The organism is Kosakonia oryzae (genome assembly GCF_001658025.2).
Classification (GTDB): domain Bacteria; phylum Pseudomonadota; class Gammaproteobacteria; order Enterobacterales; family Enterobacteriaceae; genus Kosakonia; species Kosakonia oryzae.
This window is the reverse complement of record NZ_CP014007.2, coordinates 2,651,077-2,675,350: the sequence shown is the minus strand read 5'-3', so window position 1 is coordinate 2,675,350 and position 24,274 is coordinate 2,651,077. Positions and strand designations below refer to the sequence as shown.

The following is a 24,274-nucleotide window of genomic DNA, read 5'->3' as shown; positions in this document are numbered from 1 at the left end:
TGCAGTCTCCTCTTCCTTTTACTGGCGACAAGTTTGCGTATAGTAGACGCGTAAAGAAGCCTATGGGATGAAAACGTGGCAAAAACTCTCTTACGCAGCGGCGATCTGGATGATTTCCAGGCCGTGGGCGGCGGCGGTCAGGCCGTATTTGATTCGGCATTACAAATTCGTGAAGCACTGCGTCTGCGTAAACAGCAGGCGCTGGTTGACTGTCTGGCAATACCCCAGGTTAATGATGAAGGCGATCGTGTCGACTGGTATTCCCCCATCGACGGTCGTTCTGTTTCGTGGAAAGCCGCCGATGAAGAGGCGCGAAGCCGCGCCCGCGAGCATCTCGAAAATATCCTCGACAGCGCTTATGCCCTGAGCCGCAAATGCCTGCAATCGCAGAAAACAGCGCAGCAACTGTTTGGCTCACTGCTGGAAAAAGCGCTGCAATTTCCCGGTGAAAACCACGTTTTCCTCGTCGATGGCAAACCGGTCATCACCTTCTGGGGGTTCGTCAACCTCAATGAAAGCGCGCGTGAAAATGTGCTCGACTGTCTGCGCGAACCGGAACCCGAAGTACCGGAAATCACCCTGTTGCCGGAACCGGAGCCAAAAGAAGAGCCTGCCGTTGAAGTCACTTTCAGCCAGGCGGATGCGCCGCTGTTAAGCCCGCAGCCGGAAATCAAATTGCAGCCTGAACCGGTTGAAGCGCCGCCTGTGCAGGCCGCGCCGACGCCAGAACCCGCGCCGGTTGCCGCGACGCCTGCGAAAAAACGCCGTCGCTACGGTCTGTGGGCGCTGCCGGTTGCAGCCGCCGTTGCGGCGGCGATTGCCACCCCGCTGCTGCTGAAGCAACAAGAAGTTCCGGCGCCCGCGCCGGTGAATGCAAAAGCTGAACCGATCGAGATTGCGCCGCCCGCCATGCAGGCCGCGCCAATTCCTGCGCTGACGGCGAAGCTGCCGCTGCACCAGGCGGAAGTCTCGGCCCCTGCTGAAACCGTAGCCGAGAAACCGGCAGCGAAAGAGCCGGTGGTGATTTCCGCCATCCCGAAAGGCGCGCTGGTGATGGATGCTGTCGAAGTGAAAATCGGTTCAACCAAATTCCTTAACGGTAACTGGCGCGTTGATCTGGATGTCAAAGATCCCGTGACCGGCAAAGCGCCAGCGGTGCGTTATCAAATCCAGAACAACAAAGGGTCGGCGCGCATTGTTCACGGTAAGAACATTACCTGCCGCGCAGATCTCTTCTCTGGCCTGCACGAAACCGGCGAACTGCTGATTAAAAGTCGCGGTAACGCGCGGTGCAGCGACGGTACCCGTTACCCGATGCCGGACATTTCCTGTAAAGCAGGCAGCAACGACGTAGCCGAGTGCAGCGCACGTTTTGACGCCAAAACCACCGTTCCGGTGACGTTCAGAAAAACAGGTGACTGAGTTTATGCTGGTTAATCTTTGCGACTACAAACAGAGCGTGACGCTGATTGCCAACAGCGGCGTGCAGTTTCTTGATTTTGGCGTGACGCCGCAGGATTCGGCTAACAGCGGCCGTTTTGTGCGTAAAACGGCCAACGGCCCGCTGCTGCGACTCGATTTTGATGTAGTGAACGAGCGTTATACCCTGCCGAACCGCGATGGCGGTCAGCCGGAAGTGGTCAAGCCGGAAAGTACCCACGCGTTACAGTATTCGCTGTCGATCCTTGATGGCGTCTGGCTGCCGGTACCTTTTTTGCGCTTTAACCCGCCGCGTACTTTTGTTGAAGGGCCGGATAACTGGGCGCGGGTGCAGATCCGTAAATTGAGCGAACCCGACAGCGCAGGCAATACGCACCGTATCGCGCTGGCGCTCGACAGCCAGATCAACGACAACTCTCCGGCGTCTCTGGCGCCTCAGGAAAACGACATCCTTAACGGCACGCGCTTTGCGCTGGCCTGGCATGATGATGAAGTCGCCGATTTCCTCGATCAAACCTGGGTTGACGGCTGGCTGCGCGAAGCTTTCTTACACTACATTTCGCAGCATGAAAGCCGCAGCGAGCGGGAAATCACGCAGGCGCTGCGCGGTTTTGAATACCAGGCGCACTGGTTGAACCTGATGACCCTGCTCGGCTCGCAATTGCAGGTTCCGGAAGTCAAAATCGTCACCCACACGCTAAGCACCCCGGCGATTCCGGTTGATCTAATCCTCGATGTTGGTAACACCCACACCTGCGGCGTAATCATTGAAGATCATGGCGATGCCAACGATGGTTTGCGCCAGACGGCAGAGTTGCAGGTGCGATCGCTCAGCGAGCCGCAATTCCTTAACGAGCCGCTATTTACCAGCCGCCTGGAGTTTTCGGAAGCGCGTTTTGGTAAGCAGCACTTCTCGGTGGAGAGCGGGCGCGAAGATGCATTTATCTGGCCGTCGATTGTGCGCGTCGGCGATGAAGCGCGCAAACTGGCGATGCAGCGCGTCGGAACTGAAGGCAACAGCGGGATCTCCAGCCCGCGCCGTTATCTGTGGGATGAAACCCCGGTGTTGCAGGACTGGCGTTTTAGCCAGATGAACAGCAAAACGCAGCGCGAACCGCTGGCTACCGCTTTCCCGCTGATGAATCTGATGAATGATGAGGGCCAGCCGCTCTACAGCCTGCCGCTGGATGAGCGTTTGCCGGTCTTTTCGCCGCAGTACAGCCGCAGCACGCTGATGACCCATATGCTGTGCGAATTGCTGTCGCAGGCGCTGGGGCAAATCAACAGTGTGGCGACGCGTTTGCGCCTCGGCTTCCCGGCGTCTCCGCGCCAGTTGCGCACCATTATTTTGACCCTGCCTTCCGCGATGCCGAAGCAGGAGCGCGAAATCTTCCGCCGCCGCATGTTTGAAGCCATCGCGCTGGTATGGAAAGCCATGGGCTGGCATCCGCAGGATGAAGACTTCGCCAACCGCAAGCAGCAGGAAAAGAGCGTGGTGCCGGTGCCGCATATTCAGATGGAGTGGGACGAAGCGAGCTGCGGACAACTGGTATGGCTGTATAACGAAGCGATCTCCCGTTTTGCCGGGCAGACAGAAACCTTTTTTGCTTCCCTCGCCCGCCCGGATCGCGCGGAAGCGCCCGGTGCGGTGAAAGGCCGTTCGCTGCGCGTCGCCTCTGTCGATATTGGCGGCGGTACCACCGATATGGCGATCACCCATTATCAGCTTGATGATGGCACCGGCAGCAACGTCAAAATCACCCCGCAACTGCTGTTTCGCGAAGGGTTTAAAGTGGCGGGTGATGACATTCTGCTGGATGTGATCCAGCGCTGCGTGCTGCCTGCGCTGCAAACGCAGATGCAAAAAGCGGGCATCAGCGATGCGGCGGCGATTATGGCGACGCTGTTTGGCGATTCCGGGCGTATTGATACGCAGGCGGTGTTGCGCCAGCAGACCACGCTGCAACTGTTTATGCCGATCGGCCACGCGATCCTTGCTGCCTGGGAAGAGAGCGATATCAACGATCCGCTGGCCGGCTTGCATGCGACCTTCGGCGAACTGCTCAAGCAGCAACCGACGCGCAATGTGATGAATTACCTGCGTCAGGCAATTGATCATGCGTTGCCGTCCGGCTCAGCGGAATTCGACGTGCTTGCCGTGCCGTTGCAGGTCAATTTCCGCGAATTGCAGGACGCGATGCTGAACGGGCAATTTACGCTTACCGCCCCGCTGCATGCGGTGTGCGAAGCCATTTCCCACTACAGTTGCGACGTGTTGCTGATCACCGGCCGTCCGGGCTGCCTGCCGGGCGTGCAGGCGCTGATCCGCCATTTGCAGCCGGTGCCGGTTAACCGCATGATCTGGCTGGATAAATACCGCGTACATGAGTGGTATCCCTTCAGCCAGCAGGGCAAAATCGGTAACCCGAAATCAACCGCAGCGGTCGGCGCGATGCTGTGCAGCCTGGCGCTGGATCTGCGTCTGCCGCGCTTTAACTTTAAGGCGGCTGATATTGGCGCTTACTCCACGGTGCGCTACCTCGGTGTGCTGGATAACGTGGTTAACACGCTGCGCGACGAAAATATCTGGTATCACGATATCGATCTCGATAAACCGGGTGCCAAGCTGGATGCGAAGCTGCACTTCCCGCTGCGCGGCAATGTAACACTGGGTTTCCGTCAATTAGCTAACGCCCGCTGGCCCGCCACACCGCTCTATACGCTGAGTATTAACTCGCAGGAGCTGGCGAAAACCATCGCTGGCGACGGCGTGTTAAACGTGCGTCTGGCCTTTAGCGGCGGCAACAAACATCACGGCCCGGAATCCTTCACGCTGAGTGAAGCCTGGTTGCAGGACGGCACGCCGGTGCCTGCCGACGCGTTAACTTTTAAACTGAATACGCTGGCCGACCGCCGCCATAGCGGTAGTCACTACTGGATCGACAGCGGGAGTGTGTATCTGAAATGAGTGCGAGCGTAAACACCACCCAGGCGTTGAGCGCATGGATTAACGAAAACCGGACACTTTCACCGTTACTGGATGATGATGCCGACGCGCTGCTGGCGCGCCTGAATACGGCCGCTGCCGGAGAAACCGCGCTGCGCGACGCCGTTGACGCGCCCTGCACCATCGGTCTGTATGGCCATTCGCAGGCGGCGAAAGCCCATCTGCTCGGCGCGCTGTGCGGTAGCGGCAACGGGCGGCTGGATGTGCGTCCGGGCGATAAAACGCTGGATTACTTTACCCACATCAATCCGGGGCACGCGCTGACCAGCATGGCGCTGCGTTTCACCCCGGATCACTCGCCGATGGATGACAGCTTTCCGCTCTGTTTGCGCATTATCAGCGAAGCCGAACTGGTGCAGTTATTTATTGCCCATACCCAGCAGCAGCCAGAATTGCGCGCGGCAGACAAAGCGGTGATCGAAAGCCGGGTCGCGAAATGGCGCGCCCTGCGCCAGCCGAATCCGGTACCGGGGATCACCGCCGAAGAGATTGGCGGCATTGCCCGTTTCTGGCGCTCGGTTGTGCCTTCTTCGCAGCAGCAAATGGACGATGCCTTGTGGTATCAGTTTGCCAGCCTGCTGCCGCAACTGGATCTCAGCGCGCGGGCCAGCGCCTGGTCGTTATTATGGGGCGAGCAACACGAGCTGACGCAGCAGTGGCTGGCACTGGCGCACACCCTGCACCAGACCGGCAATGCCAGCGAACTGGCCGCGCCGTTAAGCGTTCTGGTCGATAGCTTCGCCCTGCCGACAGACGGATTTTTAACCCCGGCGGAACCCGGCAGTGAAGAGATTCATGATGAAGTGGTGGTGCATCCCTGGGCCAACGATCAACGGCTCAATGCGGTCAGTATTCCGCTGGCGACGCTGGCGCTGATCACCCGCGAACTGGTGCTGCCGGTGGAAAACAGCGTGCTGCCGTCAGTGGATATTCTGGATATCCCGGCGCCCGGCCCGGAGGACGGTCAACCGCTGTGGCGCAGTAAATGCCGCTGGCTGCTGGAGAGCTATCGCCAGCGTTTGCAGCCGGACGTGCTGATGATCTGTAACGCCACGCTGGAGCGTTCGACCACCGCCGCCACTGCCCGCGCCCTGCTCAACTGGGTAAAAGAGACACAATCAGGCCAGGAAGCCGCGCTGCCAGGTCTGGTTTGGGCCATTACGCCGCACGATGCGCGTTTCACGCTGGCGCAGAATCTGGATGAAGCGGTCCAGCAGTTGATTGGCAAACCGGGCCAGCACTGGGGCACATTGCAGGCGCTGGATGCCAGCAGTCTGCAACGCTTGTTGGCATGGTTAGCGCAGGCCACCGCGCCGGATCTGCGTCAACAGCGTTTAAAAGCGCTGGTAGAACGCCATCAGCATGCGCTGCGCGAACTGCTGCAAACATGGCTTGTCAGCCCGGAGCAGGATGCGGCCGCCCAGCGCACCCGTGCTGAAGCTGTCGTGCGCGAATTGCAGGGCCAGGCCTCCCGTCATGGTGAACTGCTGGAAGGTTTGCAGCCGGATATGCAGCAGTTCGACACGCTGTGGAAAGTACAGCAGCCGCGCGAAGAGAAAGTCAGCGGCCTGTTTAACGATGCAATCGATCTGTTTGCCGAATCGCCGGATAACGCGGAACAGCAGCCGCAAAACAAAGATGTCGGTCAGCAGGCGCATGCGCTGTGGGTTAACCATGTTCGCCAGTGGAGCCGCAACGACGACAACGCCGTGCGTCTTGGGCTCAGCCCGGCAGCCCTGCGCCAGATGGCGGAAATTGTGATTGTCAGCAGCTACCGCCTGAATCTGCCGGAGCAGCTACAAGCCATCATGCAGCGTGATACCGCCTGCGCCGCGCAACTGCATGCTGCGATTGGCAACTTTGTCGCCTGGCTCGGTTATGCATCGGTGGCGGAAGCCGATCGTCCGGCCAGCCGCGTGCAGAAAGATCGCGCCATTTTCGCCACCGGTTCGGCAGAAGCGAGCAACACGCGCCTGACCCGGCTGAGCGAGCAGCCGGTTCACGCCGCCACCCGCTATGTTTACGACTGGCTGGTTGCGCTCTATCACCGGGCAACGGAAAACATTGGCTACCACCACCCGCTGGATGTCACTCCCGCGGCGCGCAAGAAGCTGAAGTCTTTACTGCGATAAGCGAAAACGGATGCAGCACAAACAGAAACCCGGCCGCTATTGCGCGCCGGGTTTTTTTATTCGTGTTCCGCAATAAAGCGATTTAGCGCCTGCGCCAGCGCGGCGGGCTGCTCCCATGACATCGAATGCCCAGCATCGGCAAGCACCTGTACCGGGATCCCCTGTTTCCGTACTGCCTCTTCGTCTTTATCCGGCAGTGAAAGCGCGCCAAAGATCAGCGTTTTTGGCTGCGGGAAATCTACAAACAGCGTCATCCATGTTGGCTCAATACCGTCGACCAGGCTTTTTGCTCCGCGCCAGACCGCCCACGGCGCATTACTTTGCAGGCACCCGGCCCACGCGGTTTTCTCCTGCGCCAGCATTGCTGCATAACCGCTGGTGACAAACCCCGCTTCATCCTGGCTGGCAATCTCACGGCTGAACATACCGCCGCCGGGATAGAAATTAGGTTCTGATACCGCCAGCCCGTTCACTCGTTCGGCCATCTGCGCCGCCACCTCAATCGCAATGCTGCCGCCCATGCTGTGGCCATAAAGCCAGAAGGCCTGCAGATCGAGCTTATCCAGCAGCTCGACCACCACTTTCGCCTGATCGCTGGTGCGATAGGAGAAACTGGCTGGCCGTTCGCTGTAACCACTGCCGGGTAAATCAATAAGAATGGCGCGCCTGCCGCCAAATGCGGGATCGGCGACCACGCGCGGGTATTCAAACGATGATGCGCAGCCCAATCCGTGGATAAACACCAGCGGATCGCCGTGCCCCGGCAGATCGTGCCAACGCACCTGCCCCTGGGCATAACGTGAATAGAATGTGTTCATGAGGTTTCCCTTTTATCGGAGCACTGTAATTATATACAGTATTGCGATAAAAGGGAGAGATCGCGATCAAAAGAGTGAAAACAGTAACGCGACAGGAAAGCTGATGGGCCAGGTAGCACCAATGAGTATTGCGCTGAGGAGTCGGACTTTGCGGTTGTCGCGGGCGAGAAAGTAGGTTGCCATAGCGGAAATTACCGCCATTACCACGTAGAAGATAAGCAGTTTTGTGTAGAGTTCCAACGTATGCCTCCTGTCCTTAGGTAAACATTCAGCTAACATGTTGCCCTAATTTTCAATAAGGTATCGTTTTATTCGTCACGCTTTATGATCAGAAAATTGAGAACAACAACGCCACGGGAAAACTCATTGGCCAGGTGGAGCCGACCAGAAAGGCGCTCAGCAAGCGAATGCGTTTACGATCGTGGGAAAGGAACCAGGTAATCAGTGCGCAAATCAACGCCATCACTGCGTAGAAAACCAACATTTTTTGATATAACGACATAACAAACATTAACCCGGAAATAACAAAACGTGCGCAATATGCTCTAATTATTGATATTTATCAAGTTTAATTGCATTTGTAACAATCCGGGCTATCAGTAATTTTGATTTAACTTGCTGAAGAACATAAAAAAGCCGGGATTTCACCCGGCCTGTCAATTTTACGGCTGCTGGCGCTCGCGCCAGGCTTTTACCTGCTCTTTACTGACATCATCCGGATAACAAAGCGGTGAATAGCCCCCCTGTTTGCTCCAGGCGCTGCGTCTGCCGCAGGCACTGCCGTTGCGCGCCTGATTGTACGGGCAGGCGCAGGGACCGGGATACTGCGCAATGGATTCCGCAATGATCGCTTTTTTAACCTGCGCATCGGACAGCGCCTGCGTTTTGGCAACCCCTTCTGTTGCGCCCAGCCATGAGACCGCAACAACCATCCCCCACATCATCGAACGAATTCGCATTTTTGTTATCCTGGAAAAGGTATGAATTTGCAGATTATTATTCTTGCAGCCTGTGAATATTGATTAAACACAAATTACGCTGACCCTTTTCTTTTTTATGGTGAGATTTAACTTAAGTCTCAATTTAAGCTTCAGTAGCATTAACGTAAGCATCGGGAAATTTGGCGGCGCACAATCTTCTCTGATATTGTCTCTTTGCAAGGAATACTTCGGATTAAACAAGGTAAGGTTATGCAGAAATATGACGACCTGTGGCAAGCCATAGAAGTTCGGGTGCGTGAAAACAACGACATAACGCACATCGATATGACCACTGACACACCGCGCGGACAAGCAGCACGCCAGCGCATCGCACAGATTTTTATCCTTGAATATCTGCTTGCGCGCCACCGTGAAAAATACGCCAGCAGCTTTGTTCCGTTGGCAGGCGAAGAAGCGCTTTATCATTTGATTTTTAAACGCACCGGCTGGAAACCCTTTGAAGTAAAACAGTTATCTTTTATTGATACGCTGTTTGTACTGGCAGAATTATTTCGTGATGAAAACCTACCGGCGGAAGTTCGCGCCGTTATTCGTTCTCAGGGCGTAAAAGACGAGTCTTACCCGACCTATGATTTTTCAGAGAAAGATTGGGCGCCGCGCGAGAATGAAGCGTTTTTAAAACGATAAGCAGACAAATTAATTAAGTAATTAAATAAAAAAGGGCCCCCGCTGGAGCCCTTTTTTTAATTAAACGATGCTGAGGCGATTTCACTGCTGGAAAGATTTTCCACGCGCGCAAAATAAAACTCTTCGCCTTCGCAGTAGTAGGTTTCGATGGGTAACAAACCGGTTTGCGCTCCGCTGCTACCGTTACCAGTAGCCCACGAGACGGCGGTTTCGCTATCATCAACCGTCAAAAACTCAGACGCGCCCCCGGGTACGAGCACGACCACGATTTTACTCATTATGGGTTTTCCCCTGCCTGTTTTTTTATAAAAAAGCCAGTCATTATCTTCTGTCGCAATGACTGTCTGTTGTCGAACCGATGACACTCATATGACGGGCAGAGGAAATGCTGGTGCGCGGTATTATTTGATTTAGATATTTCGCCACTCCGCTGATGGCTGAATATTATTAAATCAGTTTTTCATGAATAACAACACAGATAATTTACTATGAGATTTGCCTCATGTTTTATAAGGCTTTTTAAAAGCCGTCCGTGGCTTTATTTAGCGATTAATGTTTGATCATTACGTGACGAACAACCGTGTAATCTTCCAGCCCGTACAGCGACATATCTTTGCCATAACCAGAGAGTTTCTGCCCGCCGTGCGGCATTTCGCTGACCAGCATAAAGTGGGTATTCACCCAGGTGCAGCCATATTGCAGACGCGCGCTTAAGCGGTGCGCCCGTCCGACATCACGTGTCCAGACCGATGATGCCAGCCCGTACTGTGAGTCATTCGCCCAGCCCAGCACCTGCTCTTCATCATCAAACACCGTTACGCTGACCACCGGGCCAAACACTTCGCGCTGCACAATGGCATCTTCCTGTTTCGCCCCGGCCAGCAAGGTTGGCTGATAGTAATAGCCTGCGCCCTCGCCCTTTTTCCCGCCGGTGACCACGCTGATGTGGCTCAGCGCTTTTGCCTCTTCAACCGCTTTACTGACACGCGCCAGATGAGCGGCAGAACTCAGTGGCCCCAGTTCGGTACTTTCCTCTTCCGGCGCCCCCATTTTCAGGCTGGCGACGGCGGCGCCGAGTTTTTCTACCAGCGCATCGTAGATCCCTTTTTGCGCGTAAATCCGGCATGCTGCGGTGCAATCTTGCCCGGCGTTATAAAAACCAAAGGTACGCACGCCCTCGACGACCGCGTCGAGATCGGCATCATCAAACACAATCACCGGCGCTTTGCCGCCCAGTTCCATATGGGTGCGCTTAATTGACGATGCAGTATGACCAATAATGTGTTCGCCGGTGGCAATCGAACCGGTAAGCGACACCATACGTACTTTTTCGTGGCCGGTTAACGGATCGCCAACTGTCTGACCGCGACCAAACAGTACATTCAGCACACCAGCCGGGAAGATATCTTTTGCCAGTTCGGCCAGTTTCAGCGCCGTCAGCGGGGTAATTTCCGACGGTTTGATCACCACGCAGTTACCCGCCGCCAGCGCCGGACCCAGTTTCCATGCCGCCATCATCAGCGGGTAGTTCCACGGCGCGATGGATGCCACCACGCCCAGCGGATCGCGACGGATCATCGACGTATGCCCTTCCAGATACTCCCCGGCCGCCAGCCCGTTCAGGCAGCGCGCCGCCCCGGCAAAGAAACGGAACACATCCACCACCGCCGGAATTTCATCATTCAACACGCAGTGGTAGGGTTTGCCGCAGTTGAGGGATTCGAGCTGCGCAAAGGTTTCGGCGTTGTCTTCAATCACCTGCGCCAGTTGCAGCAGGCATTCGGCCCGCGCCTTCGGCGTGGTTTGCCCCCAACTGGCAAAAGCCTGATCGGCGGCCTGCACCGCCGCATCGACCTGCGCGGCGGAAGCTTCGGCGATCTCCAGCAACACCTCGCCGGTGGCCGGGTTGTAGACAGCCTGTTTCTCGCCTTCGCCGTTAACCAATTCTCCATTGATAAACAAGTGATGTTGCATAGTTCTGTCCTTTAGCTGGGTGTGTTATTTGCCGGTTCCGGCAACGGTGTCGGTATCGCGTGTCAGCCACCAGGCACCGAGAATAGGTAGCATCGTCACCAGCATCACCAGCAGCGCCACCACATTGGTCACCGGCACATCGCGCGGGCGGCCCAACTGGTTCAGCAGCCACAGCGGCAGAGTGCGCTCATGGCCTGCGGTAAAGGTGGTGACGATGATTTCGTCAAACGACAGCGCAAATGCCAACATTCCCCCGGCCAGCAGCGCCGAACCGAGATTCGGCAGCACCACATAGCGAAAGGTCTGCCAGCCGTTGGCGCCCAGATCCATTGAGGCTTCGACCAGGCTCCACGAGGTGCGCCGGAAACGGGCGATGACGTTGTTAAACACCACCACCACGCAAAACGTCGCGTGCCCGACCACAATGGTGAAAAAACCCGGCTCCAGATTGACCGCTTTGAAGGCAGTCAGCAGCGCCAGCCCGGTAATGATCCCTGGCAACGCTATCGGCAACAGCAGCAACAGCGAGATCGCGCTCTTGCCAAAAAACTCGCTGCGCCATAAGGCCATTGCAGCAAGTGTGCCAAGAATCAAGGCGATAGCCGTCGCCAGTGCTGCAATCTGCAGTGACAGTGTCACTGCATCAAGAATATCCCCGCGTGCCGCCGCGACGCTGAACCAGCGCAGCGTAAAGCCCTGCGGGGGGAAACTGAACGCCGCGTCCTCGGTATTAAAAGCATAGATGGCAATGACCAATAGCGGGAAATGGAGAAAGATAACGCCGCCCCATGCGGCGACTTTGAGAAAAAACGGTGCGCGGTCAGAGTGCATCGAATGCTCCCAGACGTTTCACGAACGCCAGATAAAGGGCAATCAACACGATCGGCACCAGCGTAAAGGCGGCGGCCATCGGCATATTGCCAATCGCGCCCTGCTGCGCATAGACCATGTTGCCAATGAAGTAACCCGGCGGCCCCACCAGTTGCGGCACGATAAAATCACCCAGCGTCAGCGAGAAGGTGAAAATCGACCCGGCCGCCACGCCCGGAATGGCCAGCGGCAACACCACATAGCGGAAGGTCTGGCGCGGATGCGCGCCCAAATCGGCCGATGCCTGCAACAGCGAGGGCGGCAGCCGTTCCAGCGCCGCCTGGATCGGTAAAATCATAAACGGCAGCCAGATATAGACGAACACCAGGAAGCGCCCCAGCCCTGACGTGGAGAGCGTATTGCCGCCGACGGCGGGCAGCGTCAGAAAGGCCGTTAACAGCGGCTCCAGCCCCAGATGGCTTAAAAACCACTGTGCCACGCCATCTTTTGCCAGCAACAGCGTCCACGCATAGGCTTTGACAATATAACTGGCCCACATCGGCAACATCACGGCGATATAGAAAAACGCCTTCCATTTCCCCTGCGCATAACGCGCCATATACCACGCCATCGGGAACGCGATGATGGCGCTCGCCACGGTAACGGTAATCGCCATCATCAGGGTACGCACGATGATGTCGTAATTTGCCGGGTTAAACAGCGCTTGCAGGTTGGCCAGCGTTAAATCCGGCGTCACCGACATGGTGAAATCGTCGAAGGTATAAAAGCCCTGCCACAGCAGTGTTAGCAGCGAACCCAAATAGACAATGCCGAACCACATCAGCGGCCCCAGCAACAAGAGCAGCAGCCCAAGCAGCGGTTTGCGCCAGAACACCCCGCTCAGGCTGGCACGTCGCCGGGCGGTTAACGGAATACTCATTGCCATGTCACCCCGCTCCCTGCAACGGCACCATCGCGTCCCGCGACCATGAAATCTGCACCTGCTGCCCCGGCGTCAACGTTTCGGTCAGCAACACGCCGGAGAGATTCGCCTGGCTGACCATCACTTTCTCCCCCTGCGCCAGCAGCAGCTCGAAACGTGTCGCCGCGCCCTGATACTGCACCGCCTGCACGACGGCGTTGACTTCAATTTCCCCTGGCGCGTTCAGGCGAATATGTTCCGGGCGCAACGAAAAGGTGCCCTGCATACCGCACAGTTTGCTGGCAAGCTCCTGACTGAAGACGTTTGATGTACCAACAAACCCGGCGACAAACGGCGTGCGCGGGCGCAGGTAAAGTTCGCGCGGGGTATCGATCTGCTCAATGCGGCCATTATTAAACACCGCCACCCGATCCGACATTGACAGCGCTTCGCCCTGATCGTGAGTGACGAAAATAAAGGTGATGCCGAGATCCTGTTGCAGTTTTTTCAGCTCCAGTTGCATCTGTTCGCGCAGTTTTAGATCGAGCGCGCCAAGCGGCTCATCCAGCAGCAAGACGCGCGGCTCGTTAACCAGCGCACGGGCGATCGCCACCCGTTGCCGCTGCCCGCCGGAGAGCTGCGAAGGTTTGCGCGTATGGACAAAGCCGAGCGCCACTTTTTCCAGCGCCTCACGGGCGCGGGCGTGACGCTGTTTTTTGTCCACACCTTTCACCATCAGCCCGTAGGCCACATTGTCGAGAATCGACATATGCGGAAACAGCGCGTAGTCCTGGAACACGGTGTTGACGTCCCGCTCCCACGGCGGCAGTTCGCTGGCTTCACGACCAAAGATGCGGATTGCGCCGCCGCTCAATTGCTCAAACCCGGCAATCAGCCGCAGACAAGTGGTTTTGCCGGAGCCGGATGGCCCCAGCATGGAGAAAAACTCCCCGTCGTTGATGGCGATAGTGACGCCGTCAACCGCCCGGACGTCGCCGTATAACCGCGAGACATCGAGAAATTCCACTGCATAGGTCATGCTCAGCTCCTGGCAGGTTAACGGCCACCCATAATGGCGATGTAATCCTGTGTCCAGCGGCTGTACGGCACATATTTGCCTCCCTCAGCAACCGGGGTTTTCCAGAAAGCGATCTTGTCAAAGAAGCGGTAACCGTTGGTTTCGCAGCCTTGCTCACCCAGCAGCGTGCTGGCTTTGCACCCTTCCGGCACCACCGGCAGCGAACCAAACCAGGCGGCCACGTCGCCCTGAACTTTTGGCGTCAGCGACCAATTCATCCACTTGTAGGCACAGTTCGGGTGTTTCGCATCGGCGTGCAGCATCGTGGTATCCGCCCAGCCCGTGACGCCCTCTTTCGGGAATACGGTGGCGATCGGCTGGTTTTCACCTTTCAGGGCATTCGCCTGATACGGCCAGGCGCTGGAGGCGACAACGCCTTCGTTTTTGAAGTCGCTCATCTGTACCGTGGTGTCATGCCAGTAGCGGTGGATCAGCAAGTGCTGATCGCGCAGGGTTTTCAGTACCGCCTGATATTGCGCTTCCGTAAGCTGGTAGGGATCGTCAATGCCCAGTTGCGGCTGGGTGGCTTTCAGGAATAGCGCCGCATCGGCAATGTAGATCGGGCCGTCATAGGCCTGTACGCGCCCTTTATTGGTTTTGCCATCCGGCAGGTCTTGTTGCACAAACACCACCGACCAGCTATCCGGCGGCGTCGGGAAGGTTTTGGTGTTATACATCAGCAGGTTTGGCCCCCACTGATACGGCGTGCCATACACTTTGCCGCCAACGTTAAACCACGCGCCGTTAACCAGTTTCGGGTCGAGGGTTTTCCAGTTCGGGATAAGCGCGGTATTAATCGGCTGCACGCGTTTCCCCATAATCAGGCGCAGCGAGGCATCGCCGGAAGCGGTGACCAGATCGTAGCCGCCTTTCGCCATCAGGCTGACCATTTCATCGGAGGTGGCGGCGGTTTTGACGTTCACCGCGCAACCGGTGTCCTTTTCAAAGGCGGTAACCCAGTCATATTGCTTGTCGGTCTGGCCGCGTTCGATATACCCCGGCCAGGCAATAATATCCAGACGACCTTCCCCTTTTCCCACTTCGGTGGGTTCGGCGGCGTGCGCGACCATCATCGTCATGCTCAGCGCACACAGACTGCTGCGGGCAAATTTCTTGCTCATTGTTTACTCCTGTCGCAATGAAAAAAGTGCGGCAGCCTTGCCGTAAATATATCTCCCTTAATAAAAATAGACGGCACGCGGACGGCCAGAATGTCGCCCGGCGTAAATTTCGCCAGGATGTGACACATAACGCATTACGTTTCGAATGAAAATGATAACCGACCGTCTTTTTGAGTATAGACAAGGGGTTAGTCGGTATGGGGTTAATCTGTGTTGCTATTCACATTTCCTATGAATACACAAAACAAAAGCACAGAAAATAATGACGGTGCCCTGCAAGTTTTTATCGTCACTATTTTTAAAATGAGAACAAGATATTCAGAAAATAAGAATGAAATAAGCGAGTTTATTTCATCATCTGGCGAATCAATTCCCCTAAGCGAATTGCCGCACGTTCCTCTTTATCACCCCACGCCCAGGCGCAATTAAAGCGGAAAAAGGATTGCCAGCGGTCAGACGTGGAGAACATTTTCCCCGGCGCAATGCTGATATGGTGCGCCAGCGCCTGCTGGCTGAGCGCTCCGGCATCCAACCCGGCGGGCAGCTCCAGCCAGAGAAAATAGCCGCTCTCATTGCGGTAAATTTTTACCTCCGGCGGAAGATGGCGCAGCAGCGCCTGCCAGGCCAGATGCTTGCGCTCCGCCAGCACGCGTCGCAGGCGACGCAGGTGCGCGTCATAGTGATGGGTGGAGAGATAATCGACCAGCGCCAGTTGCAGCGGCGAACTGGTGGAGAGCGTACTCATTAACTGCAGTTGCTGAATGCGCCGCGCGTGGCGGCCTGCCGCCACCCAGCCAACGCGGAAACCGGCCACCAGACATTTGGAGAACGACGAGCAGTGCAGCGTCATATCCTGCTTATCCCAGGCTTTTGCCGGTAACGGCTGTTCGCGGCCGTAATAGAGTTCGCTGTAGACATCGTCTTCGATAAGCGTGACGTGATGTTCCGCCAACAGCGCCACCAGACGCGCTTTTTTCTCCGGGCTCAGCGTAAAACCGAGCGGGTTCTGGCTGTTGGTCATCAGCCAGCAGGCTTTTACCGGATAATCGGCTAATGCCTGCGCCAGCGCATCAAGATCGATCCCCTCTTTCACATCCGTCGGCACCGACAGCGCTTTCAGCTTTAAACGCTCCAGCGCCTGCAACGCGCCGTAGAAGCATGGGCTTTCAATGATCACCCAGTCGCCCGGTTCGGTGACCGCCTGCAAACTGAGGTTCAGTGCCTCCAGCGCTCCGGCGGTAATGACAATTTCGTCCGGGGAGACGTTCATCCCCTGACGAGCGTAGCGACGGGCAATGGCATGGCGCAGTTGGCTGTTACCCGGCGGCAGATTTTCAATCACGCTCATGGCGGTGGCGCTTTTACTGACCTTCGCCAGCGAACGGTTAAGCTGCGGCATCGGAAACAGTTTCGGATCGGGAAACGCTGAGCCAAACGGCAGCACCGAGGCATCGCAGCTGGCCTGCAACACATCGAAAATATAGGTATTAATATCCACCGCTTCATCACGGGTAACCTGCGCCGCCGCCACGCGCGGCACGCCGGAAGCCGGCGCGACAAAGTAACCGGATTGCGGCCGGGCAATCACCCGGCCCTGGCTTTCCAGCAACTGATAAGCGTGGCCCACCGTCATAAAGCTCAGCCCGCTGCTGGCGACCTGCTCGCGCAGCGACGGCAGTTTCTCCCCCGGACGCCAGACGCCAAGCTCAATTTGTTCGCTGATTTGTTGCGCCAGGCGCTGGTATTTTTTCATGCATATTCACCGGGTTGAGGATGGTGAATATGATGGCACGGGAGACGCATCCTCGCTATATCAGTAATGAAAAAGATGGTGCTAAAAAAAACTGTTATACCTCTGGCTGTCGCGCTGTGTTTGGGCCGTCCCGGCGTGCTTTCATGGAGTCATGCATACCTACTGGAGATAATAGTTTTCACTGCACCTGCCTGGAGATATGCTGCCTGGTCGAATTTTATGGTGATTACACATGGAGTTAGCAAGATGACTAAAGAAAGAGATGTGTGGGATATTATTATTGGCATCGTGCCAATCTTTATTAGTCTGGCAACAGCTTATTTGACGTATACGCTCAGTGTTAAGCAGACGATGATTTCAAAATTAGAATACGCCCCGATTTTTATCCTGAAAAACAGCTTTGATTATGATGAGCAAAATAAGATTTATCATACCGAAAGGCTTTCCGTTTATAACGAGGGGTATCCGATTCAAAACTTTAAAAAAGAAGCTAAGTCTTATGTCACATTGACATATTCAACCAATAAAGACAAACGTCAAATTGTGGTGCCACTGTCCTATTATTGGGTCAACTACACCGCCACCGGAGGGAAAGGAAAACTCACTGAATTAGTGGGTTTAAATAATAACAGCCATGCATTTAACCTCTCAAATGAAGCGCTTGATTATAATGCGCAGCATCCGGACGTTATCGTATTAATCGATATATCAACAACACTTGAACTGAGCTATACGGAAGTGGATGGCGAGGTAAAAAAAGCGTTCTATGTAAATAGAGAGTTGACCAGCGAGAATGAATTCAGAAAATTGGGGAATGAAGCATTAAAGATACCTCCGTTCAATATCGAAACGGTGAAACTGGATGATCTGCTCAGTTTATTAAATCAGCCGCACTAATACGTACGGACTTCAAGGCAACGCCGCCTGATTTACCCATGGCCCGGTAGTAGGTTTGCTGTCTCCATCTATAACAGAGCCCATTTTTATGGGCTTTAAATTTAACTGTTATACAAAAATTTCGCCAATCTGTTTCTGCAAGTTCCGGCTCGCGCTCATTACCATACCCCTCACAGCAGTTGATCTGAGGTTGTCCATGTTTGGTTTAGATGCGTTTCACCTGGCGAGAATACAGTTCGCCTTCACCGTTTCGTTTCACATTATTTTTCCGGCGATCACTATCGGGCTGGCCAGTTTTCTTGCAGTGCTGGAGGGGTTATGGCTGAAAACCCGTAACCCGGACTGGCGCACGCTGTACCACTTCTGGTCGAAGATTTTCGCCGTTAACTTCGGTATGGGCGTGGTTTCCGGGCTGGTGATGGCCTACCAGTTTGGCACCAACTGGAGCGGCTTTTCCCAGTTCGCGGGCAGCATTACCGGGCCATTACTGACCTATGAAGTGCTGACCGCGTTCTTTCTGGAAGCCGGTTTTCTCGGCGTGATGCTGTTTGGCTGGAACCGAGTCGGGCCGGGGCTGCACTATTTTGCCACCTGCATGGTGGCGCTGGGCACGCTGATGTCCACCTTCTGGATCCTCGCCTCCAATAGCTGGATGCACACGCCGCAGGGTTACATTATCGAGCGGGGCCAGGTGGTGCCGGTGGACTGGCTGAAAGTGATCTTCAACCCATCCTTCCCTTATCGCCTGATGCATATGACCATCGCCGCGTTCCTCAGCAGCGCGCTGTTTGTCGGTGCCTCTGCTGCCTGGCATTTGCTGCGCGGTAACGATACGCCCGCGATGCGCAAAATGTTCTCGATGGCAATGTGGATGGCGCTGATTGTCGCGCCGATCCAGGCAATGGTGGGCGATATGCACGGGCTGAATACGCTGGAGCATCAACCGGCAAAAATTGCCGCCATTGAAGGCCACTGGGAGAACCCGCCTGGCGAAGCCACCCCGCTGTTGCTGTTCGGCCTGCCGGATATGCAACAGGAACGCACCCGTTACGCGGTTGAGATCCCGGCGCTTGGCAGCCTGATCCTCACTCACAGCCTGGATAAACAGGTTCCGGCGCTAAAAGAGTTTCCCAAAGACGAGCGCCCCTATTCGCCGCTGGTATTCTGGTCATTCCGCGTGATGGTTGGCCTCGGCGTGCTGATGATCGCCCTTGGTGTCGGTGCGCTGTGGCTGCGCTACAAACAGCGGCTCTATCAGTCGCGGCCGTTCCTGCATTTTGCCCTGTGGATGGGGCCTGCCGGATTGATCGCTATTCTCGCCGGTTGGGTCACCACTGAAGTTGGCCGCCAACCGTGGGTCGTCACCGGGTTGTTGCGCACGGCCGATGCGGTTTCGGCTCACGGCGTGATGCAGATGAGTCTTAGCCTGCTGACATTCTTCGTGGTTTACAGCGCTGTTTTCGGTGTCGGCTACAGCTATATGGTGCGGTTGATCTGCAAAGGCCCGCAAGCCTGGCATGAGGAGGCAAAATAATGGGTATCGATCTTTCGCTGATCTGGTTTGTGATTATTGTCTTTGCCACCCTGATGTACATCGTGATGGATGGTTTTGATCTGGGGATCGGCATTCTGTTTCCGCTGACCCGCGATGCTCACGATCGCGATGTGATGGTGAACAGCGTTGCGCCGGTCTGGGACGGCAACGAGACCTGGCTGGTGCTTGGCGGCGCGGGGTTGTTCGGCGCATTCCCGCTGGCCTATGCGGTGATTGTTGATGCGCTGACCATTCCGCTGACGCTCATGCTGCTGGGGCTGATTTTTCGCGGCGTGGCGTTCGAGTTTCGTTTCAAAGCCACACCCGCACATCGCCCGTTCTGGGATAAAGCGTTTATGGCAGGTTCCGTGCTGGCGACCTTTACTCAGGGCGTGGTGGTGGGCGCGGTGCTGAATGGTTTTTCGGTCAGCGAACGGCGTTTTAACGGCGGCGCGCTGGACTGGCTAACCCCCTTCACCCTGTTCTGTGGTGTCGGGCTGGTGATGGCTTATGCGCTGCTGGGTGCAAGCTGGCTGGTGATGAAAAGCGGCGCGCCGTTGCAGGATAAAATGCGCGCAGCGGCGAAGAAATTGCTGCTGGTTTTACTGGTGGTTATCGCGGTCATCAGCCTGTGGACACCGCTGGCGCACCCGGCGATTGCTTCCCGCTGGTTCAGCCTGCCAAACCTGCTGTTCTTCGCGCCGGTACCGCTGCTGGTTATTGCGCTCAGCGCCTGGTTGTGGCGCAGCCTCGGCAATCCGCAGCATCATGCATTACCCTTTGTGCAGACGCTGGGCCTGATTTTCCTCGGTTTTAGCGGGCTTGGCATCAGCATCTGGCCACACATTATTCCGCCGGATATCACCTTCTGGCAGGCTGCCGCACCGCCGCAAAGCCAGGGCTTTATGCTGGTCGGCGCGCTGCTGATTATCCCGATTATCCTGGTCTATACCGCCTGGAGCTACTACGTGTTCCGCGGCAAAGTGCAACCTGGCGAGGGCTATCACTGATGAAACATTCGTTTTTCAACCGCCTGATGTGGCTGATACTGATTTGGGGCAGCAGCGTGCTGGCGTTGGCCGCCGTAAGTATGGTGTTCCGCCTGCTGATGTCGGCGGCCGGGTTTAAATCCCACTGATGTATGCAGAGTTTGCTGTGGAAACAGCAAACTTTTTAAGCCCTGCTCTGCTTACAAAGGCGTTAGCTAAGCCGAGTGACTTGCTTTATTGATATAAGACTGTAAGCCCTCGGCAAGAATATTAAACACCGTTTTACAGGCCTGGCTGTGGCGCAAGTCCTCGTGCATCACCAGCCAGGTATCGAGATAGAATGCAAAGAAATCAGCCATCAATCGCTTTAATGGGACAGGAAAATCGGCCAGTTGAACCTGACACATCCCTATGCCCGCACCTGCGCGAATAAGGTTCAACTGCGCTACATCACTGTCTGTACGTAAGGTAAATGTTTCACGATTCAACTGAGGATAGTGTTTCAGCGCCTGTAAAATAAACGGCGTCATTTTATCAAAGCCCACCAGCGCATGCGTGAACAACGCGTCAATACTTTCCGGTTCACCATGCCGGGCCAGATAGGGATGTGATGCATGCAGACCAATTTCAATACGGCCCAATCGGCGTGCAATCAGTTGCTCCTGCACCGGTGTGGTCATGCGTACGGCAATATCCGCTTCCCGGTTTAATAAATCCTGCATTCGGTTAGACAGAACCAGTTCAATGGTAAGCTGCGGATAATCCTCTTTAATTCGTGCAATCAGGGGTGGAAGCACCTCCGTGCCGATAATTTCGCTCGCAGAAACGCGCACCACGCCATGCAACCCGGCGGTGTGGAAACTAAAGCTGGCAGCCGTTCGCTCAATCATGCTGGCCGTATTTTCCATCGCTTGCGCATGATCCTGGATGGCGACCGCTGCATCCGTGGCCTGCAGGCCAGTCTGAGAACGTGTAAACAAAACCAGACCAAGTGCGGATTCCAGTGCCGCTATGTGGCGCCCTGCTGTGGGCTGGGTAATGGCAAGCATGCGGGCTGCCCCCGACAGAGAGCCTTCTTTCATCACCGCCAGGAAGGTTCGATACCATTCCCATGGAATATTTGTATTCATACAAAAATGCATACCTGCTATCTGATGTTATGCAATTACATTTAGCTTGCGCCAGCACTACGATGTCAAGCATCAAGCAGACATCCGCTAAAGGTAAGAGAATGAAAAACAGAAACAAGGTACTCATATTGGGCGCAACAGGCGGAATCGGTGGCGAAGTTGCGCGTAAACTCGTTCGTGAAAAATGGGACGTTCATGCATTGCGTCGCAACGCCCCGCAAAATGAAGAACACGCAAATATCACGTGGATAACGGGCGATGCGCTGAATGCTGAGCAGGTCGCGGCGGCGGCGTCAGGGTGTAGCGTGATTGTCCATGCCGTTAATCCGCCGGGTTATCGAAACTGGGAACAACTGGTTCTGCCCATGTTACAGAACACCATCAATGCCGCAGAGCGAAATGGCGCATTAATCGTTCTTCCGGGCACTGTTTACAATTATGGTCCGGACGCCTTTCCACTCTTGCGGGAGGATTCACCTCAAAATCCCGTCACCAAAAAAGGGGCTATACGGGTGCAAATGGAGAAGGCACTGCTCGCTTACGCGCAGCGTGGCGGAAAGGTGTTGATTTTGCGGGCAGGTGATTTCTTTGGCCCTGATGCAGGTAACAACTGGTTTTCACAGGGATGGATCACTCCAGGTCAACCTCCCCGGACCATTAAAAACCCGGGTAAAGCCGGAACAGGCCATCAATGGGCCTGGCTGCCGGATGTCGCCGAAACACTCGCTGCGCTGTTGGCGCGTCGGGACCAACTCGAACCGTTTGCCTGTTTTCATATGCGGGGGCACTGGGATGCCGATGGTACGGCGATGGCAGCAGCCATAAAAAGTGTCGCACAACTTGCGGGGATTAAAGCGAAGGTAACCTCTTTTCCCTGGTGGCTTATCTTTGCGATGGCACCGTTCAATACCACGCTGCGTGAGATGCGCGAGATGCGATATTTGTGGGAACAGCCAATACAGATGGACAATGCAAAACTGATCGACTTTTTAGGCCATGAACCGCATACCCCACTGATTGAGGCCGTGCGAACCACGTTAATCGGCCTGGGCTGTATTGATCACGCGTTATTCGCGCCTTCGTGAACGGAGGGCGATTTTGGGTGTATCAATGAAGAACTAAGCCGGAGATATCCGGCTTAGAAGCCAGAATTAAATGCTCATTCCGCCAGGTATGATCAGGCAGGCCTGCACACGCGGCAGGCCAATTAATCAGGCTCGCCTTTCTGATCCTGAGAAGCTAGCGCAACCAGGTTGAGGTAGTTAAGGATCCTCATATTCCTCTCTTCGCTTCGCGTCACCAGCGCCATACATAACTCCGCATCGTCATCCGCCAACGGGATGAACACCACCCCGCCAGGTCTGAGGTTGTCAACCGGTCTGGGCAGAACAGAAATTCCCACACCCGCCGCGACCAATCCAATGTGCGTCAACACCTCTGCGGCTTCCTGGACAATGGTTGGCGTGAATCCGGCCCGTTGGCAAAGCCGTCTGACCAGCGCAGGAACTGCCGCTCCTGATGTTTCCGGGTAAAAGATAAACGACGCGTTACGCATGGTAGCAATGGGCAGAGAATCGGCCGTCGCTTGAGGATGATCTTCGGGCAGAACAACGCAGAGCCGGTCACGCCTGAGGATGCGGATGTCGAGCCCATCCTGCCGGGTGCCGGGGGTAAGACGCACGTAGCCGATATCAATTTCCTGCTGAAGAAGCGCGTCAAACTGCTGGCGGGAATACATCTCGCTCAGAGAGATCCTGACGTCAGGATAATGACGTCGGTAGGTTTTAAGCGGCTGGCTGAGCTCATCCACAAATAAACCGGTGGTGGTAAACCCAATTCGCAACTCCCCCCGTTTACCCTGCTCAATATCACGTAATTCAGCCTGCAGATTACCGCTTAAGCGTAATATTTCCTTCGCCTGAATAACGAGATGCTCACCAGCTTCCGTCAGCGCCACACTGCGTCTCGTCCGGTTAAAGAGTTTTACACCCAGCTCGCCTTCAAGTGACTGGATCTGCTGCGACAGCGGAGGCTGGCCAATGTTGAGTTTTTCTGCGGCGCGCGTGAAGTGCAGTTCTTGTGCGACGGTCAGAAAATAGCGGAGATGACGAAATTCCACTTATATGTCCGGATATATAAATTGATGCTTATTTATATATTGGACAGTAAAACAAGGCAATCCTACCATGGCTGCCGCCAGCAAATATGACGTCAATGCAAACACTTAGCGCCTGACATTTCAGCAAGGAACACCAATGCACTCCGAACTTTACCTGCTGCTTCCCGTCGCATTTATTGCCGGGATCATTAACGCGGCTGTCGGCGGTGGCGGACTGATCACTATTCCGACCTTTTACAGCGCCCTGCCACATTTCACGCCTGCGCAAATTATGGGGATCGACAAGCTCTCTTCTGTTATGGGGCACTTGATGGCTGTCAGGCAGTTTATGACAAGATTGCGCCTGCCCTGGCCATTGATTCTGCCCACTGCAATCAGTGCGGTTGTCGGCGCTTACTCGGGGATCCGGCTGCTGGACTTTATGCCCTCCGCGTGGATGCGCCCGGTTGTTATCGTCGTGCTGGCGGTGATGGTGGCCTACACCTGGTTCAAACCCCAGTTCGGTCATCTTGATACCAGCCAGGCACCTACCCGGGCCGATCTCATCAAAGGTGCTTTCCTGGGCTTTGCTATCGGCTTTTATGACGGATTTATTGGTCCGGGAACGGGAAGTTTTCTGCTGTTCTTGTTTATCCGTTTCTTCCATTTTGATTTTTTACGGGCAACCGCCTGCGCCAAAGTCGTCAATTTTGGCACCAACTTCGCGACGTTGTTTTTTCTTATTCCACACGGTCTTATTGATTATGGGCTGGCTATTCCGCTGGGGATCGCGGCCATCAGTGGCTCCTTTATCGGCGTACAGATTGCGCTCAAGGGAGGAAATCAATGGATACGCCGACTTTTCCTGTTACTGGCGTGCAGCCTGCTGATCAAGCTGTTATGGGAAACGATCCACTGAATTAAACAGCAATGAATTACGGGG

The 24,274-nt window shown here is 55.4% G+C and carries 23 protein-coding genes; 10 read left to right on the top strand and 13 right to left on the bottom strand.

Annotation, left to right across the window (positions count from 1 at the left end; translation table 11 throughout):
* Nucleotides 1-75 precede the first annotated feature (75 nt).
* The 3 genes from AWR26_RS12760 to AWR26_RS12750 are packed head-to-tail and all read left to right on the top strand — an operon-like array spanning nucleotide 76 to nucleotide 6,579.
* The gene (locus tag AWR26_RS12760; RefSeq protein WP_064566317.1) at nucleotides 76-1,422 is read left to right on the top strand and encodes an SrfA family protein; all 1,347 of its coding nucleotides are present in this window, start codon (nucleotides 76-78) and stop codon (nucleotides 1,420-1,422) included.
* A 4-nt stretch (nucleotides 1,423-1,426) separates the two neighbouring features.
* Nucleotides 1,427-4,408 carry a virulence factor SrfB gene (locus AWR26_RS12755; RefSeq protein WP_064566315.1) on the top strand — a complete coding sequence of 994 codons (2,982 nt, stop codon included), beginning with the start codon at nucleotides 1,427-1,429 and terminating at the stop codon, nucleotides 4,406-4,408.
* A complete protein-coding gene (locus AWR26_RS12750) occupies nucleotides 4,405-6,579 on the top strand; it encodes a virulence factor SrfC family protein (protein ID WP_064566313.1) in 2,175 nt (724 codons plus the stop codon). Before AWR26_RS12755 ends, AWR26_RS12750 begins: the two co-directional genes overlap by 4 nt.
* A 56-nt stretch (nucleotides 6,580-6,635) precedes the next feature.
* On the opposite strand, the gene AWR26_RS12745 is transcribed toward AWR26_RS12750, so the two are convergent.
* The 4 genes from AWR26_RS12745 to AWR26_RS12730 form a co-directional block, all read right to left on the bottom strand.
* Complete coding sequence (locus tag AWR26_RS12745) at nucleotides 6,636-7,397, bottom strand: alpha/beta fold hydrolase (protein ID WP_064566311.1); 762 nt, start codon at nucleotides 7,395-7,397, stop codon at nucleotides 6,636-6,638.
* A gap of 66 nt (nucleotides 7,398-7,463) precedes the next feature.
* The gene (locus AWR26_RS12740) at nucleotides 7,464-7,637 is read right to left on the bottom strand and encodes a GhoT/OrtT family toxin (RefSeq protein WP_064566309.1); all 174 of its coding nucleotides are present in this window, start codon (nucleotides 7,635-7,637) and stop codon (nucleotides 7,464-7,466) included.
* Between the two features lie 88 nt (nucleotides 7,638-7,725).
* Nucleotides 7,726-7,899 carry a GhoT/OrtT family toxin gene (locus tag AWR26_RS12735; RefSeq protein WP_064569008.1) on the bottom strand — a complete coding sequence of 58 codons (174 nt, stop codon included), beginning with the start codon at nucleotides 7,897-7,899 and terminating at the stop codon, nucleotides 7,726-7,728.
* Between the two features lie 160 nt (nucleotides 7,900-8,059).
* Nucleotides 8,060-8,341: a hypothetical protein gene (locus AWR26_RS12730; protein WP_405055570.1), complete on the bottom strand. Its 282-nt coding sequence runs from the start codon at nucleotides 8,339-8,341 to the stop codon at nucleotides 8,060-8,062.
* Between the two features lie 246 nt (nucleotides 8,342-8,587).
* Here AWR26_RS12730 and AWR26_RS12725 point away from each other — a divergent pair, with 246 nt between their 5' ends.
* Entirely contained in the window at nucleotides 8,588-9,025 is a 438-nt protein-coding gene (locus AWR26_RS12725) for an ECs1072 family phage-associated protein (protein WP_064566305.1), read from the top strand.
* 56 nt (nucleotides 9,026-9,081) lie between these two features.
* Here AWR26_RS12725 and AWR26_RS12720 read toward each other — a convergent pair whose 3' ends face one another.
* The 7 genes from AWR26_RS12720 to AWR26_RS12690 form a co-directional block, all read right to left on the bottom strand.
* On the bottom strand, nucleotides 9,082-9,303 hold the full coding sequence (locus AWR26_RS12720; RefSeq protein ID WP_064566303.1) for a hypothetical protein: 222 nt from the start codon (nucleotides 9,301-9,303) through the stop codon (nucleotides 9,082-9,084).
* A gap of 271 nt (nucleotides 9,304-9,574) precedes the next feature.
* Nucleotides 9,575-10,999 (bottom strand): aminobutyraldehyde dehydrogenase, encoded by a 1,425-nt coding sequence (gene patD, locus AWR26_RS12715; protein WP_064566301.1) that lies wholly within the window; start codon nucleotides 10,997-10,999, stop codon nucleotides 9,575-9,577.
* Between the two features lie 24 nt (nucleotides 11,000-11,023).
* Complete coding sequence (locus tag AWR26_RS12710; RefSeq protein ID WP_064566299.1) at nucleotides 11,024-11,830, bottom strand: ABC transporter permease; 807 nt, start codon at nucleotides 11,828-11,830, stop codon at nucleotides 11,024-11,026.
* Complete coding sequence (locus tag AWR26_RS12705) at nucleotides 11,820-12,755, bottom strand: ABC transporter permease (protein ID WP_064566297.1); 936 nt, start codon at nucleotides 12,753-12,755, stop codon at nucleotides 11,820-11,822. The genes AWR26_RS12710 and AWR26_RS12705 overlap by 11 nt, the downstream gene beginning before the upstream one ends.
* 1 nt (nucleotide 12,756) lies before the next feature.
* Nucleotides 12,757-13,770 carry an ABC transporter ATP-binding protein gene (locus tag AWR26_RS12700; protein WP_064566295.1) on the bottom strand — a complete coding sequence of 338 codons (1,014 nt, stop codon included), beginning with the start codon at nucleotides 13,768-13,770 and terminating at the stop codon, nucleotides 12,757-12,759.
* Nucleotides 13,771-13,787: 17 nt separating this feature from the next.
* On the bottom strand, nucleotides 13,788-14,930 hold the full coding sequence (ydcS, locus tag AWR26_RS12695; protein WP_064566293.1) for a putative ABC transporter substrate-binding protein YdcS: 1,143 nt from the start codon (nucleotides 14,928-14,930) through the stop codon (nucleotides 13,788-13,790).
* Between the two features lie 346 nt (nucleotides 14,931-15,276).
* Nucleotides 15,277-16,683 carry an aminotransferase-like domain-containing protein gene (locus tag AWR26_RS12690; protein ID WP_064566291.1) on the bottom strand — a complete coding sequence of 469 codons (1,407 nt, stop codon included), beginning with the start codon at nucleotides 16,681-16,683 and terminating at the stop codon, nucleotides 15,277-15,279.
* 66 nt (nucleotides 16,684-16,749) lie between these two features.
* Between AWR26_RS12690 and AWR26_RS12685 the strand changes: the two genes are divergently transcribed.
* From AWR26_RS12685 to AWR26_RS12670, 4 genes are all read left to right on the top strand, one after another.
* Complete coding sequence (locus AWR26_RS12685; protein WP_139227890.1) at nucleotides 16,750-17,580, top strand: hypothetical protein; 831 nt, start codon at nucleotides 16,750-16,752, stop codon at nucleotides 17,578-17,580.
* Nucleotides 17,581-17,776: 196 nt separating this feature from the next.
* Nucleotides 17,777-19,114: a cytochrome ubiquinol oxidase subunit I gene (locus tag AWR26_RS12680; RefSeq protein WP_064566286.1), complete on the top strand. Its 1,338-nt coding sequence runs from the start codon at nucleotides 17,777-17,779 to the stop codon at nucleotides 19,112-19,114.
* Nucleotides 19,114-20,124: a cytochrome d ubiquinol oxidase subunit II gene (gene cydB / locus AWR26_RS12675; RefSeq protein WP_064566284.1), complete on the top strand. Its 1,011-nt coding sequence runs from the start codon at nucleotides 19,114-19,116 to the stop codon at nucleotides 20,122-20,124. The genes AWR26_RS12680 and cydB overlap by 1 nt, the downstream gene beginning before the upstream one ends.
* Nucleotides 20,124-20,252 (top strand): DUF2474 domain-containing protein, encoded by a 129-nt coding sequence (locus AWR26_RS12670; protein WP_064566282.1) that lies wholly within the window; start codon nucleotides 20,124-20,126, stop codon nucleotides 20,250-20,252. The genes cydB and AWR26_RS12670 overlap by 1 nt, the downstream gene beginning before the upstream one ends.
* Before the next feature lie 66 nt (nucleotides 20,253-20,318).
* Here AWR26_RS12670 and AWR26_RS12665 read toward each other — a convergent pair whose 3' ends face one another.
* On the bottom strand, nucleotides 20,319-21,233 hold the full coding sequence (locus AWR26_RS12665) for a LysR family transcriptional regulator (protein WP_064566280.1): 915 nt from the start codon (nucleotides 21,231-21,233) through the stop codon (nucleotides 20,319-20,321).
* Between the two features lie 101 nt (nucleotides 21,234-21,334).
* Between AWR26_RS12665 and AWR26_RS12660 the strand changes: the two genes are divergently transcribed.
* Nucleotides 21,335-22,318 carry an NAD(P)H-binding protein gene (locus AWR26_RS12660; protein ID WP_064566278.1) on the top strand — a complete coding sequence of 328 codons (984 nt, stop codon included), beginning with the start codon at nucleotides 21,335-21,337 and terminating at the stop codon, nucleotides 22,316-22,318.
* 122 nt (nucleotides 22,319-22,440) lie between these two features.
* On the opposite strand, the gene AWR26_RS12655 is transcribed toward AWR26_RS12660, so the two are convergent.
* A complete protein-coding gene (locus tag AWR26_RS12655; protein WP_064566276.1) occupies nucleotides 22,441-23,352 on the bottom strand; it encodes a LysR substrate-binding domain-containing protein in 912 nt (303 codons plus the stop codon).
* A gap of 136 nt (nucleotides 23,353-23,488) precedes the next feature.
* Between AWR26_RS12655 and AWR26_RS12650 the strand changes: the two genes are divergently transcribed.
* Nucleotides 23,489-24,250: a sulfite exporter TauE/SafE family protein gene (locus AWR26_RS12650; RefSeq protein ID WP_064566273.1), complete on the top strand. Its 762-nt coding sequence runs from the start codon at nucleotides 23,489-23,491 to the stop codon at nucleotides 24,248-24,250.
* Nucleotides 24,251-24,274: the final 24 nt, after the last annotated feature.

Bases quoted from the DNA above. Each gene is read 5' to 3' on its own strand.
- AWR26_RS12755 (WP_064566315.1), top strand. From the start codon at position 1,427: ATGCTGGTTAATCTTTGCGACTACAAACAGAGCGTGACGCTGATTGCC.
- AWR26_RS12750 (WP_064566313.1), top strand. From the start codon at position 4,405: ATGAGTGCGAGCGTAAACACCACCCAGGCGTTGAGCGCATGGATTAAC.
- AWR26_RS12745 (WP_064566311.1), bottom strand. From the start codon at position 7,397: ATGAACACATTCTATTCACGTTATGCCCAGGGGCAGGTGCGTTGGCAC.
- AWR26_RS12735 (WP_064569008.1), bottom strand. From the start codon at position 7,899: ATGTCGTTATATCAAAAAATGTTGGTTTTCTACGCAGTGATGGCGTTG.
- AWR26_RS12730 (WP_405055570.1), bottom strand. From the start codon at position 8,341: ATGATGTGGGGGATGGTTGTTGCGGTCTCATGGCTGGGCGCAACAGAA.
- AWR26_RS12725 (WP_064566305.1), top strand. From the start codon at position 8,588: ATGCAGAAATATGACGACCTGTGGCAAGCCATAGAAGTTCGGGTGCGT.
- AWR26_RS12720 (WP_064566303.1), bottom strand. From the start codon at position 9,303: ATGAGTAAAATCGTGGTCGTGCTCGTACCCGGGGGCGCGTCTGAGTTT.
- patD (WP_064566301.1), bottom strand. From the start codon at position 10,999: ATGCAACATCACTTGTTTATCAATGGAGAATTGGTTAACGGCGAAGGC.
- AWR26_RS12710 (WP_064566299.1), bottom strand. From the start codon at position 11,830: ATGCACTCTGACCGCGCACCGTTTTTTCTCAAAGTCGCCGCATGGGGC.
- AWR26_RS12705 (WP_064566297.1), bottom strand. From the start codon at position 12,755: ATGGCAATGAGTATTCCGTTAACCGCCCGGCGACGTGCCAGCCTGAGC.
- AWR26_RS12700 (WP_064566295.1), bottom strand. From the start codon at position 13,770: ATGACCTATGCAGTGGAATTTCTCGATGTCTCGCGGTTATACGGCGAC.
- ydcS (WP_064566293.1), bottom strand. From the start codon at position 14,930: ATGAGCAAGAAATTTGCCCGCAGCAGTCTGTGTGCGCTGAGCATGACG.
- AWR26_RS12690 (WP_064566291.1), bottom strand. From the start codon at position 16,683: ATGAAAAAATACCAGCGCCTGGCGCAACAAATCAGCGAACAAATTGAG.
- AWR26_RS12685 (WP_139227890.1), top strand. From the start codon at position 16,750: ATGAAAAAGATGGTGCTAAAAAAAACTGTTATACCTCTGGCTGTCGCG.
- AWR26_RS12680 (WP_064566286.1), top strand. From the start codon at position 17,777: ATGTTTGGTTTAGATGCGTTTCACCTGGCGAGAATACAGTTCGCCTTC.
- cydB (WP_064566284.1), top strand. From the start codon at position 19,114: ATGGGTATCGATCTTTCGCTGATCTGGTTTGTGATTATTGTCTTTGCC.
- AWR26_RS12670 (WP_064566282.1), top strand. From the start codon at position 20,124: ATGAAACATTCGTTTTTCAACCGCCTGATGTGGCTGATACTGATTTGG.
- AWR26_RS12665 (WP_064566280.1), bottom strand. From the start codon at position 21,233: ATGAATACAAATATTCCATGGGAATGGTATCGAACCTTCCTGGCGGTG.
- AWR26_RS12660 (WP_064566278.1), top strand. From the start codon at position 21,335: ATGAAAAACAGAAACAAGGTACTCATATTGGGCGCAACAGGCGGAATC.
- AWR26_RS12650 (WP_064566273.1), top strand. From the start codon at position 23,489: ATGCACTCCGAACTTTACCTGCTGCTTCCCGTCGCATTTATTGCCGGG.